This window comes from Gemmatimonadota bacterium (assembly GCA_009841265.1).
Taxonomy (GTDB): Bacteria; JAAXHH01; JAAXHH01; order JAAXHH01; family JAAXHH01; genus JAAXHH01.
Genome location: VXMB01000001.1, coordinates 322,918 through 340,253, shown reverse-complemented (window position 1 = coordinate 340,253; position 17,336 = coordinate 322,918). Strand labels below are relative to the sequence as shown.

Here is a 17,336-nt window from a genome sequence, read left to right as displayed (position 1 = left end):
GATCGGGCTCACGCCCTGAGGATCAGTTCGCCGACATCCTGGAGCTGGGCCAGGTTCCGGCATTCCAGCACGTGATCGCAGTGCGGGCTGTACCTGGACATGACGGAATCGTCGGTATCCCAGTACTGTACGGGCTCGGGGTTCAGCCAGATCGTCTGGTGGACCCTTCCCTGGATTTCACCCAGCACCCAGTCCTGGGGGTCGAACCAGTTGGTCCGCGCGTCGCCCAGGATGACGAGCACCGTGTCCCGGGAGAGGGACAGCAAATGTTCGTCGTGGAACTGGTAGAAGGCCCTGCCGAAATCGCTCAGGCCGAAGAAATTCAGCGCGTGGTCGTCCTTCATGTTCTCGACGATCTCTTCGAAGGGCCTGCGGTCGAACTCGTCCGTCACCTCGTTGATCCGGTCCACGAAGAGGAAGCTCCGGGCCCGGCTGAACTGGTTCTGCATTTCGTGGACCAGCTTGATGAAAAACCGGGCGACCTCCCAGACCGATCCCGAAACGTCGCACAGCACGACCAGTTCGTTCTTCTTGATCTTGCGGTGCTTGTAAATGATGTGAAAGGGCAAATTGCCCGTGCGGAAACTCCGCTGGATCGTCTTCTTGATGTCCACACGGCCATGGCGCGACTTCCTGAATCGCAGGGACTTGCGCGTCACCAGGTTCCGGGCGAGTTCCTCCACCGCCTCGTACAGGTTCTCGACGTCGCCCGGAGGCAGTTCCTGGTAGAGGTCGACATCCTCCGCCTGCTGGTTCGGCTGCGTGCCGGGCTCGGTAACCGCGTCGGACGCCTGTTCACCCACCTGCACGCGGGCGAGCATCCGCTCCAGTTCGCTCTCGAGTTCCCCAGTCTCGTCGTCGTTCGCAGGGTCCCCTTCGCCGTCCCCCGCCACGGTCTCGCCCTGCTCATCCTGGAGACGCCGGATGTCCTGGTCCCCCTCTTCCTGCCCGTCGTCGAGGTTGGGTTGGCCGTCGGGCGGCCCTTCGGTTTCCCCGCAGGGATCATCGAGCTCCTCCGCGTCTTCGCCCACCTGGACCAGGAAGAACCGTTCGAAGGCCTCGTCGAAGGCGGGGATGTCCTCGCGGGTCTTGACCAGGGTGGTCCGCAGGGACGCCTTGAAGGCCGGCCGTTCGGTGACCTGCGCGTGCCGAAGTACTTCGGCGGCGTCCAGGGTCTCGGCCATGGATACGCGGACGCCGGATTGCCTGAGCAGCCTGGCGAACTCAACCAGCCGCTTGATCATGGTAGCCGTCCCGCATGATCCGTTCGATGTCTTCCCGGTCCTTCATCAGGACGTTCAGCGTGCTCGAAAGGATGTCGCGCGAGAGGTGCTGCGCGTTCAGGACCACCAGCGCCAGCGCCCAGTCGATCGTTTCGGCGATGCTCGGGGGCTTGCGCATGTTGAGCGTCCTGATCTTCTGGACGAACCGGACGACCTGGTTGGCCAACTCCTCGTCGATGCCCGGAGTCTTGCGAAGGACGATTCGGACTTCCTGCTCGAGGGAGGGATAGTTGATGTAAAGAAACAGGCACCGCCGTCTGAGCGCCTCGGAAAGCGTCCGGTTGGCGTTGCTCGTCAACACCACGAGGGGGCGCCGGGCCGCGGTCAGGGTGCCGAGTTCCGGGATGCTGACCTGGAAATCGCTCAGCACCTCCAAGAGGAAGCTCTCGAATTCATCGTCCGACCGGTCGATCTCGTCGACCAGGAGGACGACAGGTTCCGGCGCGAGAATGGCTTCGAGGAGGGGGCGCGGCAGCAGGAAATTCCGGGAGAAGAATGCGCTGTCCTCCCGGTTGAGCGTCTCCACCGCGTTACCGAGCGTGTCCGTACTGTTCAGCAGTTCGCCGATGCGGTCCTTGAGCATTTGCGTGTACAGCAGCTGCTTGGTGTATTCCCATTCGTATAGGGCCTTGGATTCGTCCAGCCCCTCGTAGCACTGCAGGCGGATCAGGCGGCGGCCCAGCGCACCGGCGAGCATCTTCGCGATCTCCGTCTTCCCCACGCCGGGCGGTCCCTCGACCAGCAGCGGCTTCTCGAGCCGCTCCATGAGGAACACGGGCGTGGCCAGATCGGGTCCGCAGATATAGTGCTGGGCTTCGAAGCGTTGGATGACATCCTGGGCAGATGTGAAAGCGGTCATGATGCTCCTGAAGGCAAAGACGAATCGGGGCGCGAAAACGGGAGGTTACAGTACAGGCGCCATGATCCCCGGACGTGATTTCGTCGGGCGTCGACTCCGGCGTAAGGTAGGCGCGGCCGGGGCGATAGTCAAGCACATTTACCTCCCCGCCCGGCCGGTGATCACGACGCCGAAGACCCCTGTCCACGGGCCGTCGCGGCCGCATGCTCCAGACCAAAATGTGCTTGCCGAATCGGACGGCATTGTCTATATTGCGGGGGTCTCGCAATTCAGAAAACACAGGAGTAAGCCATGAATGACCGCAAGCGGAAGAAGCAGCGCAAATTCCTGGTGGGCTTCGGCCTGGTAATCGCCGCCATCTGTTACCTGATCTATACCGGTGCGACCGACGCGACCATGTACTACCTCACCGTGAGCGAACTGAAGGCCGCCGTGGAAACGGGCGACGTGGCCTACGACGAGAACATGCGCCTGCACGGCAAGGTCGTAAACGGATCGATCCAGCGTGACGACGTCGGCACCATGCGCATCCGTTTTGTCGCCCACGAGGGCGGTGTCGAGGCCCCCGTCGTCTACACCGGCGTAGTCCCGGACACGTTCAAGGACGATTCGGAAGTGGTCGTGGAGGGCGGATACGGCCGGGACGGCACCTTCACCGCCCATACGCTGTACGCCAAGTGTCCGTCCAAGTACGAGGCCGAGGGGGGATACGGCCAGTATGAGCAGGCTGAGCCGCAGTCGCCTGAACCGCTTCCCCAATCCTAGCCGGCCGGCAATCCGGTCCGGCCGTGTCGCGCACGAGAGGAGCACGAGAGGAGCCTGTCCGGCCGTGCCGCGCACGAGAGGAGCCGGTCTTAGACTATGACACTGGTTGCGTGCGGACTTCTCGCACTGGGCGTCCTCGCCTACATGATCAGTCCTATGCTGGACCGGTCGGTCCACCGCCCCGGGATCGCCAGGTCCGCCGGGTCCCGCCGGGACGACCTGCTGAAGAAGAAGGATTTCATCTATTCTTCCATACGCGAACTGAATATCGACTTCAACATGGGCAAGCTGGCCGCCGAGGATCACGAAGCGCTCCGGCAGGAGTACATGAAGGAAGCGTCGGACGTGCTGGACGAACTGGACCGGACCGCCGACAGCGACCTGCCCGTGGAGGAGCAGATCGAGGAGGCGGTGCGGGCGGTCCGGGAGATCCGGCAACGCCGTGACCCGGCGTCCGGCGAACCCGTGACCGTCGATGACGAGTCAGCGGAAGAGAAGGTTGCTGGAGACGAGGCCGTTGGCGACGTGGCCGGTGAAGCTGAGGCCGCCGATTCCGCGCCCGCCGAAGATGCACCCGCCGAAGACGCGCGGCCCGTTCCGTCCGCTCGCGTCCAGGAATGCAGGATCTGCCGCACGGTCAACGAGCAGTCCGCCCGATTCTGCATCGAGTGTGGCGCATCGCTGAAAGTTATCACCTGCGCCGGTTGCGGCTCCGAAAACCCGGCGTCGGCCAGGTTCTGCGCCCAGTGCGGAGGCAAACTGTCCTAGAGGTAGCCTCATGAAGTACCGTCCGCTTTCCGGCCCTTCGGGGCTTTTTGTTTATGGAGCGCTCCTGGCGGCCTGGGCCGCACTGGCGGTCTGCGTGTTCTGTCCGGTCCGGACCGCGCAGGCCCAGGGAACGGGCAGCATCGGGCTCACCGTCGTGAACGGCACGACGGGCCAGCCGATGGCGGGACACGAGGTGGTGCTGCTGAATCACAGCGCCGAAGAGGGCCCGGATCAGACCCTTGCGAGGGTCGTTACCGACGGTGACGGGCGTTACGAATTCACCGGACTGAGGGCCGACGGGTCGCATTACGTGGTCGCCACCCGGTACCTGGAGATACCCTACCTGACCGGCCACATCCCCCTCGTACCGGGAACCGGCCGCATAGACACCTTGCTACAGGTCTTCGAAATCACGACCGATGAAACGGCCCTGGTCCACAGCGCGGTCCACCTGGTCATCGATGCCGGCCCTGAGATCCTGAACGTCACGGAAATCATCGTGGTGGAGAACCGGGGCATCCTCACCTTCGCGCCGCCGCCCGGCGTGGGGCTGGGCCTCGTCTATAACCTGCCCGCGGCCGCCTTCGGACTGCAGCCGATGATGGAGGGGCTTCAGCACACCGAGCGCGGCCTCCTGTTCTCGGCGCCCGTACCCCCCGGGGTCTCGCGTGTCGTTTACGCCTATAACGTGGACCGGGCATCCATCGATCACCGGTTCAACCGGCAGATGGACTATGACATCGAACGCGTCCAGGTGCTGGTTTCACCGAGCACCCAGACGGTGACCGTCACCAATCTGACCAACGACGGCGTACAGCAGATCGCCGCCGACGAATACCTGCTGCTTTCGAACCGCGTGGGCGTGGGCAGAGGCATGTCGGTGGAAGTCGCCTTTCCCAGCGTGCTGGCCTGGCAGGACGTCATGAAGTGGGGTATGCTCGGATTCGTGGTGCTCATCGTGGCCGCGGGGCTGGTGGTGGGCATCCGCGTCAAGCCCGAACAGCCGGCCGAACCGCCCGCCCTCAGCGATCTTACGCCGGAGGACGAACGCAAATACGCCGCGATTGTCCAGGCCCTGGCCGCCCTGGACGACCAGTTCGCGGCGGGAGGACTGGACCCGGACGCCTACGGGACCCGCCGCGCCCGCCTCAAGGACCGGGCGCTCCGGCTGCGCCAACCCGGGAGCGGCGATGGGTGATCGATCCGCCCCTGGCATCAGCATCCGCCAACTTACGAAGTCCTACGGGCGTTTCCGGGCCCTGCACCGGGTGGACATGGACGTGGCGCCGGGATCCTTCCTGGCCCTGTTCGGCCCCAACGGCGCGGGCAAGTCGACCCTGCTGGGCATCATTGCCGGGCTCGTGCGCCCATCCCGCGGCGAGGTGTTCCTGGACGGCGAGGAAATCACGAAGGACCGCGACGAAGACCTGGGGAAACGCATCGGCGTGCTGTCCTTCCAGACCTATCTCTACGACGAACTGACCGTGCTGGAGAATTTGCGGTTCTACGGGAGGCTCTTCGGGGTGGAAAACCGCGAGGAGCGGATAGGATCACTGCTGTCCACGGTGGGCATGGAGGCCCGGTCGGGGAGCCCGGTACGGACGCTGTCGCGCGGCATGCGCCAACGGGTAGCCCTGGCCCGCGCCCTGCTGCACGATCCGGATATCCTGCTGCTCGACGAGCCCTACTCGGGATTGGACCAGGATGCGATGGTCATGCTCAAGACGGTCCTGGCCACCCGGAACAAGACGGTCCTCCTGGTGACGCACGACCTGGTCCGCGGACTGGAATCCGCCGACCGCGTCGCCATCCTGAACCATGGACGGCTGGTGTTTGAGGCCGAGGCCAGCCAGCTGTCGACCTCGGATTTCGAGCAGACCTACCGCGATCACGCGGTGTAGAGCCGGCCGGTCCGGTCCGCCCGGTCCGCCCGATCCGCCGAATACGGAAATGTAACGGGAGTTGCCGCAACGATGAGATCCATGCTCGCCCAGTCCTGGCAGATCTACCGCAAGGACATGCTTGTGGAATACCGGACCCGCGAGCGGGTTGTGACCATGTTCGTTTTCTCGCTGATCGTCGTGATCATCTTCAACTTCGCCTTCAACGCGGGGGCGGACGTGCTGCAACGGGTGGCGCCCGGCATGATCTGGGTGGCCTTCGCCTTCGCCGGCATGCTGAGCGCCAGCCGGTCCTTTTCACCGGAAAAAGACCGCGGCACCTTCGAAGGACTGCTCCTCGCGCCCATCGACCGGGGATCCATCTTCCTGGGCAAGCTGCTGGGCAACGTCACGCTCATCGGCCTGGTCCAGCTGGCGGTGCTTCCCCTCTTCGTCCTGTTTTTCAACATGACAATCCTGCCGTATCTGTCTAAACTGTTGGTGATCTTCTTTCTGGGAACCGTCGGATTCTCGTCCGTCGCTACCCTGTTCGCGGCCGTGGCCGTCAACACGCGCATGCGGGACGTCATGCTGCCTGTCCTGCTGTTGCCCGTCGCTTCGCCGGTGCTGATCGCGCTGGTGGAAACGACGCGGACCACCTTCGAGGGCGGGGACTGGCAGGACATGACAAACTGGATCAGGCTGCTTTCGGTCTTCACGGTCGTCTTCCTGGTCGCGTCCGTCATGCTGTTCGAGTACATCGTGGAGGAATGATTATGGCCGGCATAGCCGCCCGCCTGCGCATCACACCTTTCGGCCTCATCTGCCTCGTGGGACTTGTTGCCACGCTGTACCTGTCGCTGATCTGGGCGCCCCGGGAGCGGGTCATGGGGGATGTGCAGCGGATCATGTATTTTCACGTCGCTTCCGCCTGGATCGCGGAGTTCGCCTTCGTGCTGGTGGGCGTTTCCAGCGTCATCTACCTGTGGCTGCGGGAGCGCAGGTGGGACATCGTGGCCTACAGCGCCGCGGAGGTCGGATTCGTCTTCTGCTGCTTCGTCATGATCACCGGGCCGATCTGGGGCAAGCCCGTGTGGGGCACGTGGTGGACCTGGGACCCCCGGCTCACCTTTTCCATGATCCTCTGGCTCATCTACGTCGCCTACCTGATGCTGCGCGTCTACGGCGACGACCTTCCGCAGGTGAAGACTTTCCTCGCCGTGCTGGGCATCCTCGGTACCATCGACATCCCCTTCATCCACTTCGCGACCCTGTGGTGGCGGGGCCTGCATCCCGACTCCCTGGTCATGACGGAGGAAGGCCTCGGCGCGGGCATGGAAGTGGACATGCGCATCGCGCTGGGCGTATCGGCGGTTGTCTTCACCCTCCTGTTCTTCTATCTCATGAGCCGGCGGATGGCGCTGGAGCGGCTGCGCGACGAGACCGAGGCCCTGCGGGAACGCGTGGAGCACCGGCATCCCGGCACCGTGGGGATTTGAGGGCCTGTACGTATAAGCGCCCGAGGCGCAGCGAACTCGAGAGATAATCGTGCGGGGACTTGAGTAAAAAAGGAGCGTTTGAACCGTGGATCAGAACTTCTGGTACCTGTTTTCCGCCTACACGCTGATATGGGTCGGGCTGTTCCTGTACCTCTTCACGATCGCCGGCCGCGAAAAGAAGCTGGAGGCGGAGATCGCTGAACTGAAGGCCGCCGTGGAGGAGCTGGAGTCGAAAGAGTAGGGACGGGCTTGACGCTGGCCCGAAGCTGACGCTGGCCTGACGCTGGTCCGGCCCCGGACCTGACCCGGACTTGACTCGGACCTGACCCGGATCTGACCCATGGCCGATCGAACGGAAAGTACCGCGCCGGACTATTTCTCGCACATACACATCATTCTCGTAGAACCGAAAGTGCCGGGGAACATCGGCGCCGTCGCCAGGGCCATGACGACCATGGGGCTTTCCCGCCTCGTCCTGGTCGATCCGGTCGAATTCCGCCACGAGGCCGAGGCCCGCTGGATGGCCCACGGCGCCGGGGAGATCCTCGACAACGCCCGCGTCGTCCCGGCGCTGGACGAGGCGGTGAATGATCTCGCCCTCGTCGTCGGCACGACCAACCGCACCCGCGGAATCTGGCTGAGCCCCATACAGCCTGTGGAAGCGGCCTGCGCCGAGCTTTCCGCCGTGGCACGGAACCAGCCCTGCGGCATTCTCTTCGGGCGGGAAGACCGCGGCCTGCTGAACGACGAGCTCCAACGTTGCAACGTCATCGCCCGGATCCCCGCGGCAACAGCCTACCCTTCCCTCAACCTGGCCCAGTCGGTCATGGTCTGCGCGTACGAACTCTTTCGCCACAGTGGCGAGGCGCCGCCCCCTTCCGAGGTGCGCCTGGCGGATCACCGGGCCGTGGAGCGTGTTACACGGCGCGTGCACGAGGCGCTGCTCCGGATCGGTTTTGAGTCCACGCCGAACGAGGAGACCTTCCTGCGCACCATCCGCCGCGTCCTGCGCCGCAGCCTGCGGCTGGAGCAGCGCGACGTCGCCGTGCTGCACAAGGTATGCGACGAGATCGACGCGTATGTGGATCGCCGCTCGGCATCGCCCGGTCCGCCGGAATCCTCTGGTCCGCCTGATCCACCCGGTCCGCCCGGTCAGTCCGGCCCACCCGGTCAGTCCGACCCTCAGATCCCGAATTCGGAAGGATAGCGCACCGCCTCGAGGCATAGCCCGTGGGCCGGGGCATTGGCGCCTGCGGCACGACGGTCTTTCGCCGCCAGCATCTCCGCCATGACGCTCTCCGGCCACCGACCCCGGCCGATATCCACGGCCGTGCCCACGATTGTCCGCACCATGTGGTGGAGAAAACGGTTCGCCTCGATGCGCAGGCGGAGTTCGTCCTCCGCCTCGATCCATTCCAGTTCCCGCACCTCGCAAATTGTGCCGTCGGCCGTCGACGTGGCCTGGCAGAAGGAAGTGAAGTCGTGGCGGCCCAACAGGGGAGCGCAGGCCCGGCACATGGCGTCCACGTCCACCGGGTAGGCCACGTGCCAGGCCTGGTGCCTTCGCATGGCGCTCGGGCGCCGGATGATCCGGTAAACGTACCGTCGTCCCACCGCGCTGAACCGGGCATGGAAATCATCGCGCGCCTGCGTGGCTTCGAGGACACGCACGTCCGGCGGCAGCACCCCATTCAGCCCCTTCTTCAGCCGGTCCACCACCATGTCCGAATCCGTCCTGAAGTGGACGACCTGCCCGGTGGCGTGCACCCCGGCGTCCGTGCGTCCCGCCGCGGTCGCCCGGAGGTCGGCCCGCAGGATGGTGCGCATCGCTTCCTCCAGGACGCCCTGAACGGTCCGCCCGTCGGGCTGGAGCTGCCAGCCGAGGAAGTCGGTGCCGTCGTATTCGATCGTGAGGACCAGGGTACGCATGGCGGTTGGGGAGTGGTGAAGAAGTATAGTGGTGAGTATAACAGTGGATCAGAACAGATGGTCGACGGGACCAATGCGGTTGAAGGCCGCGCCGAGGACGAGCAGGGCCGTCACCGCCGCGATGGCCACGAAGTCGTTCCGGGCCAGGGCCATGACGCGGAACTGCGTGCGTCCGGCGCCGCCCCGGTAGCAGCGGGATTCCATGGCGACGGCCAGTTCCTCCGCCCGCCGGAAGGCCGAGAGCATGAGGGGCACCAGCAGGGCGGTCATCTTCCGGACGCGCCGGATCGGATTGCCGGTGAAGTCCGCGCCCCGGGCGGCCTGGGCCTTCTGCAGGCGGTCTGCTTCCTCCACCAGCGTCGGGATGAACCGCAGGGCGATGACCATCATCATGGCCAGCTCATGGGCGGGCAGTCCGAACCGTTCCAGGGGCTTGAGCAGCCGCTCGATGCCGTCCGAGACGTCCAGCGGTGCCGTGGTCAGCATCAACAGCGCCGCGATCAGCATGATGACCACCAAACGCATGCTGAACACCGCCCCCTGGAACATCCCCTCCCAGGTGGGTCCCGGCACGGTGTATCCCGCGATGATCACGGCTTCTCCCGGCGTGAAGCACGCATGCGCCGCGAAGGTGATGATCAGAATGACCCGGAAGGCCTTCAGGTTGTTCAGCGGCAGATGGAGCGGAACGCCGGAGATCCGCACCAGGACCGCGACCACGGCCAGCATGAAAAAAAACAACGGCAGGGTCTTTATCCAGATCAGCGCGGCCATCAGCGCCAGGGCACCGCACAGCTTCGTGCGCGGGTCCAGCCGGTGAATGGAAGATTCGCCGGGATAGTACTGTCCCAGCGTCAGGTTCTGGAGCATGGGGGTTCTTGTACTGAAATCATCTGCAAGGCGGGATGAGCCAGGCGCGCCAAGCGGACCGGGAAGAGCAGGCCGCGAAGGACGGGAACGTCACGCTCCACGGTCGACGCTCCACGGTCGCGTTCAGGCAATAAAATACCCCACACAGGCGAGCATAAGTATTTTTAGGAGAACCTGTTCGGAACAGTGGTTGTCCCCCCGGGCAGTTCTGACGTCCTCCGTTCTGGTGAGGCATGCCATTGATACCCGGAGCAGGATTCCCTATGGTATAGCAAAGGTTCTTTTAAAATGACTTTGCTGGAAACCTGTGTGAGGTAACAGTCATTATACCCGATGCGGCGCGGATCTGCAAGTGTTTTTGAATTTCAGCAGGGATTGCAGTCAGGTTTTGCGTTTCTTCTTCTTGGCCGCGGGAAAGAGGACGTTGTTCAGGATGAGCCGGTAACCGGGGGAGTTCTTGTGGAGGGCGAGATTGGTCGGCGGATCGCCCACCAGGTGCTCCTCGTCCTCCGGATCGTGCCCCCCGTAGAAGGTGAACGTCCCCATCCCGTAGTTGCCGTGGAGGTACTTGACGTGGTCGGTCCCGGCTTCTTCGGCGAGGACGACCACGGTGCGCTTGAGCACGTCGCGGTGGAAGGAAGTGGACAGGCCGTAGAAGCCGGCGATGTAGTTTACGTGGTTCTGCGTGAGCATGGTGGGCACCGGGTCGTACTTGGCCGAGAAATCGAAGAGGGTGAAGGGTCCGGTCAGTACCTTTCCGGCGTTGACCTGGTTCACGTCGATGTTGGAAAAGGAACCGACGAGCGGGTTCAGCTGCAGCGTGAAGTTCTCGAAGGCGAAGGTCTGGCCGAAGTCCAGCCTGGACTGGGCTTCCGGATCGACGGGAGTGTGGTCGTACTCCGGCGCCACGATGTCGGTTTGGGCCGAGGCCAGCGCAATCTCCAGGGTTTCCGTCGCCGCGCACATGGCGAAAATAAAACCGCCGTTCCCCACGTAGGACTTGATGCCCTGTGCCACGGCCTTCTTGGCCTCCGCGACCGAGGGATATCCCAGGCTCCGCGCCAGGGCCTCGTCGGTGGCCTGCTGCTGCTGGTACCATGGCGTGCGGTGATAGCTGTAGAACTTGCTGTACTGCCCGGTGAAATCCTCGTGGTGCAGGTGCAGCCAGTCGTATTGCTTCAACGTTCCGTCCAGCACCTCCTGGTCGAAGATCTTCCCGTAGGGCACCTCGGCGTATTCCAGCGCCAGGGTCACGGCATCGTCCCACGGTCGCTGGTCGGGCCGGGTGTATACGGCGATTTCGGGCGCTTTTTCAAGCAGCACCCGGTCCATGTTGCTTTCCTCGATTTCGGCGTAGATCCGGACCAGTTCCGCGCCGTCGATCACCTGGAAGCTCACGCCCCGCAGGTGGCAGGACCGCACGCGGTCGGCCGTGGGGTCCATGACGAAGGACCCGCCGCGGTAGTTCAGCAGCCATTCGACGGTATAGCCCTGCTCCAGAGCCTGAAAGGCGATGCCGTAGGCCTTGAGATGGTCCTGCTGTTCCAGGTCCATGAAGATGAGCATCTTCTGGGCGCTGGCGGGGGCCGGCAGGAGGAAGAGCAGTGCGAACAGGAAGGTTAGTCGACGCATGTTTTATCGTTTGAGATGAAAGCAGGATGGACCGGAAGGACGACTCATTGAGCCGTCATGCTAGCGAGGATCGTCTGACGGCCAGGGAACCTCGACGCTCTGGATGGTCGATTCGGTCGAACTGGGCAGGAAATGGATGATCTCCTTGCCTGCATCCATATTCAGGTCCGGCCCCACGGGATTTGGACCTCCCTGCTCGTCCAGAAAGTCCAGATACCGTTCTATCGCAGGTATCGTCCGATCACGGGCTTCCTCGAACGTGGGCGCATTGCTGTGGATACCGGGCAATGCAGGGCAGAACGCATGGAACTGTTCGCCGTCAGTTTCAATGACAACGGTAACTCTGGTCTTCATGGTGATCTTCTCTTCGATTGCGCGGACCGTGCGGGCCATACGGACCGTTGGAAGCAGCCCAGCGGCACCGTCCGCTGGTAAAATATGACGCGGGTTTTCCCCATGGTCAACGGAAACAGATCGCGTACCCCGTTATCGCCTCACGGATTCGAACCCGCATGGGTAACGTAGTTTACAGCGGCCCTGTTATATTTAGAGCGGCCCTGTATAATGAGTAGTCGGAGCGTGAACTGCAATCTAGCAACCGGTGCGAAAAAAACCTCAGGCGTCCTGGTCGCCGTGCAACGCATCCAGGTTGTCCACGTACTTGTGCCCGCTGCCCGTATTGAAAAGCACCACCCGGTCGGACCGGTCGATGCGTCCCAGCGCGATCAACTTTCGCAGTCCGGCCAGCACTGCGCCGCCTTCGGGCGCCGCGAAGATGCCCTCGCAGGCCCCGATCTCCCGCACGCCGCGCACCATGTCGCCGTCGGGAACGGCCACCGCGTCTCCTCCGCTCTCCCGGATTGCGGCCAGCATCAGTTTGTCCCCCACGGCGGCGGGCACGCGCAGCCCACTGGCGAGCGTGCGGGCGTTCTCCCACTCCGGGGCGTCCGGCCACTGCTGTTCCCAGGCCCGGACGATGGGCTGGCATCCTGAGGCCTGCACCGCGACCATGCGGGGCCGCTCCGGCCCGATCCACCCGAGGGCTTCCATCTCGGAGAAGGCCTTCCACATGCCGATCAGTCCGGTCCCGCCCCCCGCGGGGTAGAGGATCGCGTCCGGCAGGACCCATCCGCACTGTTCGGCCAGTTCGTACCCCATGGTCTTCTTGCCCTCCACGCGGTAGGGTTCCTTCAGGGTGGAGACGTCGAACCAGCCTTCCGCGTCTTTCCGTGCGGACACAAGCTTGCCGCAATCCGTGATCAGGCCGTCCACGAGTTCCACCGACGCGCCGTGGGCTCGGCACTCCACGATGAAGGACCGGGGCGTGTCCCGGGGCATGAACACGTGCACGGGGATGCCCGCCCTGGCGCCGTAGGCCGACAGCGCGCCCGCCGCGTTGCCGGCGGAGGGGATGGCCAGGGATTCCGCCCCGAGTTCCAGGGCACGGGATACCGCCATGGCCAGGCCCCGGGCCTTGAACGAGCCGGTGGGATTGGCGGATTCGTCCTTGATGTAGAGCCCGTCCATGCCCAGCCGTTCACCCAGGCGGTGGGCATGCATCAGGGGCGTGCCGCCCTCGCCCAGTGTGACGATTGCCGTCCGGTCGCGTACGGGGAGCATCTCGCGGTAGCGCCACAGGGTCGGTTCGCGCATCGCCAGGATGTCCGGGGTCAATGCCTTGCCTGCTTCTTCGGTGTCGTACCGAGCGAGCAGCGGCCGTCCGCAGTCGGGGCACAGGTTCCGCAACCGGTCCGCCGACATCCGCTTGCCGCAGTCGCTGCATTCCAGGTGGATGAGGAAGCTCATGAACGTTCCTTCTCACAGGTCGAAGAACAGCCCGATCCCCGCGTAGTCGTCCTCCAGGTGATGGAACTGTCCGTGCTCGCTGCGGCCCCCGTGGTATACGAAGGCGATGCGAAGGCCCCGTGAAGCCACGTTGTGAAACAGCAGACCCGCGTGGGCGGTACGGTTGACCGAGATGTCCCCGTCCCGGAACAGCCGCACGTCGCAGGCCAGGTAGGCCCGGGTTGCGCCGCCATCGCCCGAGAGGGGACGGAAGACCAGTTCGGCGCCGCCCTGGACCCGCCACCGCCGCACGTTTGGGATGGCGTGGTTCGACCACCGCAGGCTGCCGTAGACGCGGGCGGAACCGATCGCGGATCCGACGGCGGATCCTGGCGCGAAACGCAACTCGCGGGCGCCGTACACCGTGAAATACTCCCGGCTGTAGGTCATGGTCCGCCTGGTCCGCATGGTTCGGTCTGCCTTGTCCGCCTTGCCCGACTGGTCCGCGTGGCTCGGCCCTTCGTACCCTTTGTACCCGCCGTACCCTTCGTACCCGTCGGCCAGGTGGGCGCTCACGTGGGCGTATTCGAACCGCCCGGTGGTTCGGTCGTTGCCCAGGTCCGCGTGGAAGCCGATCAGGTAGTCGGCGGTCTCGAGGGGGAAGGTCGTTCCCGATCGGCGCAGCTTCGAGAAGACGCCGGCATGGATCCCGGTCCTGAACCGCAGCCCGCCGTTCCCGTTCCACGCATAGTCGGCGGCCTCCCAGGAACCGCCGATGTCGCCGTTCAGCCTGTCACCCAGGTTGGACGTAACCGCCATGCGCGCCTCGGTCGGGTCGGCCAGCAGCGGGCGGAACAGCCGCTGCTGAGGGGCGGCGAAGCGCCAGGTCCCGCCGGATGCGTCCGCCGCGTCAACGGCCGGGCTCACGGCAAGGTACAGAAGGCCCATGCCGGCGAACCACGGGAACCTTCGCAGGATAGTGGAAATAAACGCCATGATATCAACGGGTTATGAACGATAGAACGCAGTCGGTACGCGTCGTGGTGAAATCCGGGATCTTAGGATTCAGAGCGTACCGATGATAGGATGGGACACACCCGGTGTCAAGACATCTGTATCTGCCGCAAACCCCGATGGAACGGGCATATCGGGCGTGGCCGGCTACGGGAATGTCCTTGACACCGACCGGTTGAAGCCGTTAGTTTGAGGATTCTTGAAAAATCCATGCGTCGATGAACGGGAGACAGGCAACAGTGCCGCGTAACCTGAACAGCTTCGGTGCCCGTGCCGCATTGAACGCGGGAGGAAGCGCCAGTACCTTCTACTCGCTTTCAAGGGCCGAGGAAGGCGGCGCCGGAGACATATCGCGCCTTCCCTTTTCCCTCAAGGTCATGGTGGAGAACCTGCTGCGCCACGAAGACGGCGTGTCGGTCTCCGCCGAAGACGTGGCCGCCGTCGCCAGAAGCGTCGCGGGCGGGCCCTCCGAACGGGAGATCGCCTTCCGCCCGGCGCGGGTGCTGATGCAGGACTTCACGGGCGTGCCGGCCGTCGTCGACCTGGCCGCCATGCGGGACGCCATTCGGAAATTGGGCGGCGCGGCCGACCGCATCAATCCCCTGCAGGACGTGGACCTGGTCATCGACCACTCCGTCCAGGTGGACGAGTTCGGTTCCCACCGCGCCTTCGCAGCCAACGTGGACCGCGAGTTCGACCGGAACCTGGAGCGTTACCGCTTCCTCAAGTGGGGACAGCAGGCCTTCGACAACTTCCGCGTGGTACCGCCCGGCACGGGCATCGTGCACCAGGTCAACCTCGAGTACCTGGCCAAGGTGGTCTTCGCCCGGGAGCGGGACGGCGAATCGATCGCCTATCCCGACACCTTGGTGGGGACGGACTCCCATACGACCATGATCAACGGGCTCGGCGTGGTCGGCTGGGGCGTGGGCGGCATCGAGGCGGAAGCGGCCATGCTCGGCCAGCCGGTATCGATGCTCATCCCTTCCGTGGTGGGGTTCAGGATGACCGACGCCCTCCCGGCCGGGGCCACGGCGACGGACCTGGTCCTGACGGTGACCCAGATGCTCCGGGCACACGGCGTCGTCGGCAAGTTCGTCGAATTCTGCGGTCCCGGACTGGACAGCCTGTCCCTGCCCGACCGGGCCACCATCGCCAACATGGCCCCCGAATACGGCGCCACCGTGGGGTTCTTTCCGGTGGACGGCGAGACGCTCTCCTACATGGAACTGACCGGCCGCGACGCAGGCGAGATCGAACTGGCGGAAGCCTATACGAAAGCACAGGGCCTGTTCAGGACGCACGGCACCCCCGACCCGGTCTTTTCCGACACCCTGGAACTCGACCTCGGCACCGTCGAACCGAGCATGGCGGGTCCCCGCAGGCCCCAGGACCGCGTGTCGCTGTCCAGCGTCAAGCCGTCGTTCCGGAAGGAACTGGCCGCCATGCTGGCCGACGAGAACCCGGACCTGGCCGACGAGACCGTCGAGCAGTGGGTGGACGGCAACGGACACGCACCCGGCGAGATGGGCACACTGACAAAAAAAACGCCTGTCGACATGGGTGGATCGTCCTTCAATCTGGGACACGGCTCGGTGGTGATCGCGGCGATCACCAGCTGCACGAACACGTCCAACCCGGCCGTGCTCGCGGCCGCCGGCGTCCTGGCGAAGAAGGCCGTCGAAAGGGGCCTGTCCACCCGGCCCTGGGTGAAGACCAGCCTCGCGCCGGGCTCGCAGGTCGTGACCCGTTACCTGGAAGACATGGGCCTCCTTCCCTACCTCGAGCAGCTCCGGTTCCACGTCGTGGGCTACGGCTGCACCACGTGCATCGGCAACAGCGGCCCCGTGCCCGCTCCCATCGGTGACGCGGTGCGGGAATCCGACCTGGTCGCGGCCGCGGTACTGAGCGGCAACCGGAATTTCGAAGGCCGCGTGAACCCCATCGTCAAGGCCAATTACCTGGCCTCGCCGCCGCTCGTGGTGGCCTACGCTCTGGCCGGCCGCATGGACGTGGACCTGTACAACGAGCCCATCGGAACCGACCCGAAGGGCGACGACGTTTATCTCCGGGACATCTGGCCCACACCCGGGGAAGTGCGGGAGGCCGTGCGCGCCTCCGTGCGCCGGGAGATGTTCCAGTCGATCTACGCCGACGTCTTCACGGGCGACGACCGCTGGGCGGAACTGGCCGCGACGAGCGGCGAGTCCTATGCCTGGGACGAAGTTTCCACCTACGTCAAGCTCCCGCCCTACTTCGACGACATGCCGGCTGAACCCGGCGAGATCACGGACATACCCGGCGCCCGCGTGCTGGCGGTACTCGGCGATTCCGTCACGACGGACCACATTTCGCCGGCCGGTTCGATCCAGGCCGACAGCCCCGCGGGCCGGTACCTGGTCGAGCGCGGCGTGGCGCCGAAGGACTTCAACTCATACGGGGCGCGGCGGGGCAACCACGAAGTCATGATGCGGGGCACCTTCGCCAACATCCGGCTGCGCAACCGCCTGGCGCCGGGCACGGAGGGCGGCTGGACGAAGACCGCGCCCGACGGCGAACCGGTCGCCATCTATGATGCAGCCATGGCGTACCGCGCATCGGATACCCCGCTGATCGTGATCGCCGGCAAGGAATACGGATCCGGCTCATCCCGGGACTGGGCCGCCAAGGGGCCCAATCTCCTCGGCGTCCGGGCCGTGATCGTGGAAAGCTACGAACGCATTCACCGCAGCAACCTCATCGGCATGGGCATCCTGCCCCTCCAGTTCGAGGAGGGGGACAGCGCCGAATCGCTCGGGCTGACCGGTTTCGAGACCTACGACTTCGAGGGGATCGAGGGCGGCATCACCCCCCGGCAGCGCGTCCGTGTCCGCGTGACCGCCGCGGACGGCGCCACGAGAACATTCAACACCATCGTGCGCATCGACACCCCGGTCGAGGTGGAATACTACCGCCACGGCGGCATTCTGCAATATGTGCTGCGAGGCCTGCTGAAATCGGGAGCATAGCGGAACGTCCTGAAAAAACAAGATAACGAACCGGCCAGCGCCGG

At 64.6% G+C, this 17,336-nt stretch carries 16 protein-coding genes and 1 pseudogene; 9 read left to right on the top strand and 8 right to left on the bottom strand.

What is annotated here, in order from left to right:
* Window positions 1–8 precede the first annotated feature (8 nt).
* Together F4X08_01365 and F4X08_01360 are read right to left on the bottom strand one after the other, a co-directional pair.
* Window positions 9–1,244 (bottom strand): VWA domain-containing protein, encoded by a 1,236-nt coding sequence (locus tag F4X08_01365; GenBank protein MYD24451.1) that lies wholly within the window; start codon window positions 1,242–1,244, stop codon window positions 9–11.
* Entirely contained in the window at window positions 1,225–2,142 is a 918-nt protein-coding gene (locus F4X08_01360; GenBank protein MYD24450.1) for a MoxR family ATPase, read from the bottom strand. Before F4X08_01360 ends, F4X08_01365 begins: the two co-directional genes overlap by 20 nt.
* Before the next feature lie 291 nt (window positions 2,143–2,433).
* Between F4X08_01360 and F4X08_01355 the strand changes: the two genes are divergently transcribed.
* The 8 genes from F4X08_01355 (at window position 2,434) to F4X08_01320 (ending at window position 8,261) form a co-directional block, all read left to right on the top strand.
* Window positions 2,434–2,907 (top strand): cytochrome c maturation protein CcmE, encoded by a 474-nt coding sequence (locus tag F4X08_01355; GenBank protein ID MYD24449.1) that lies wholly within the window; start codon window positions 2,434–2,436, stop codon window positions 2,905–2,907.
* A 327-nt stretch (window positions 2,908–3,234) separates the two neighbouring features.
* Window positions 3,235–3,675 (top strand): zinc ribbon domain-containing protein, encoded by a 441-nt coding sequence (locus F4X08_01350; GenBank protein MYD24448.1) that lies wholly within the window; start codon window positions 3,235–3,237, stop codon window positions 3,673–3,675.
* Window positions 3,676–3,685: 10 nt separating this feature from the next.
* Window positions 3,686–4,873 (top strand): carboxypeptidase regulatory-like domain-containing protein, encoded by a 1,188-nt coding sequence (locus tag F4X08_01345; GenBank protein MYD24447.1) that lies wholly within the window; start codon window positions 3,686–3,688, stop codon window positions 4,871–4,873.
* Window positions 4,866–5,576, top strand: coding sequence for a heme ABC exporter ATP-binding protein CcmA (gene ccmA, locus F4X08_01340; GenBank protein ID MYD24446.1), 711 nt, complete (start codon window positions 4,866–4,868; stop codon window positions 5,574–5,576). The genes F4X08_01345 and ccmA overlap by 8 nt, the downstream gene beginning before the upstream one ends.
* A gap of 81 nt (window positions 5,577–5,657) precedes the next feature.
* Complete coding sequence (locus F4X08_01335) at window positions 5,658–6,329, top strand: ABC transporter permease subunit (protein MYD24445.1); 672 nt, start codon at window positions 5,658–5,660, stop codon at window positions 6,327–6,329.
* On the top strand, window positions 6,326–7,054 hold the full coding sequence (locus F4X08_01330) for a cytochrome C assembly protein (protein MYD24444.1): 729 nt from the start codon (window positions 6,326–6,328) through the stop codon (window positions 7,052–7,054). Before F4X08_01335 ends, F4X08_01330 begins: the two co-directional genes overlap by 4 nt.
* Window positions 7,055–7,139: 85 nt before the next feature.
* Window positions 7,140–7,295 carry a CcmD family protein gene (locus tag F4X08_01325; GenBank protein ID MYD24443.1) on the top strand — a complete coding sequence of 52 codons (156 nt, stop codon included), beginning with the start codon at window positions 7,140–7,142 and terminating at the stop codon, window positions 7,293–7,295.
* A 99-nt stretch (window positions 7,296–7,394) separates the two neighbouring features.
* A complete protein-coding gene (locus F4X08_01320) occupies window positions 7,395–8,261 on the top strand; it encodes an RNA methyltransferase (GenBank protein MYD24442.1) in 867 nt (288 codons plus the stop codon).
* Here F4X08_01320 and truA read toward each other — a convergent pair.
* The 6 genes and pseudogenes from truA to F4X08_01290 form a co-directional block, all read right to left on the bottom strand.
* On the bottom strand, window positions 8,237–8,983 hold the full coding sequence (truA, locus tag F4X08_01315; GenBank protein MYD24441.1) for a tRNA pseudouridine(38-40) synthase TruA: 747 nt from the start codon (window positions 8,981–8,983) through the stop codon (window positions 8,237–8,239). The two genes, F4X08_01320 and truA, sit on opposite strands and share 25 nt — an antisense overlap.
* A 48-nt stretch (window positions 8,984–9,031) precedes the next feature.
* Window positions 9,032–9,853: an energy-coupling factor transporter transmembrane protein EcfT gene (locus F4X08_01310; GenBank protein MYD24440.1), complete on the bottom strand. Its 822-nt coding sequence runs from the start codon at window positions 9,851–9,853 to the stop codon at window positions 9,032–9,034.
* A gap of 381 nt (window positions 9,854–10,234) precedes the next feature.
* Window positions 10,235–11,485, bottom strand: a complete 1,251-nt coding sequence (locus F4X08_01305; GenBank protein ID MYD24439.1) for an asparagine synthetase B — start codon at window positions 11,483–11,485, stop codon at window positions 10,235–10,237.
* A 195-nt stretch (window positions 11,486–11,680) separates the two neighbouring features.
* Window positions 11,681–11,839: pseudogene (locus F4X08_01300) on the bottom strand (type II toxin-antitoxin system HicB family antitoxin).
* Window positions 11,840–12,100: 261 nt separating this feature from the next.
* Window positions 12,101–13,291: a threonine synthase gene (locus F4X08_01295; protein MYD24438.1), complete on the bottom strand. Its 1,191-nt coding sequence runs from the start codon at window positions 13,289–13,291 to the stop codon at window positions 12,101–12,103.
* Between the two features lie 12 nt (window positions 13,292–13,303).
* Window positions 13,304–14,266, bottom strand: coding sequence for a DUF1207 domain-containing protein (locus F4X08_01290; GenBank protein MYD24437.1), 963 nt, complete (start codon window positions 14,264–14,266; stop codon window positions 13,304–13,306).
* 236 nt (window positions 14,267–14,502) lie between these two features.
* On the opposite strand from F4X08_01290, the gene acnA reads away from it, so the two are divergent.
* Window positions 14,503–17,292: an aconitate hydratase AcnA gene (gene acnA / locus F4X08_01285; GenBank protein ID MYD24436.1), complete on the top strand. Its 2,790-nt coding sequence runs from the start codon at window positions 14,503–14,505 to the stop codon at window positions 17,290–17,292.
* The last annotated feature ends 44 nt before the right edge of the window (window positions 17,293–17,336 follow it).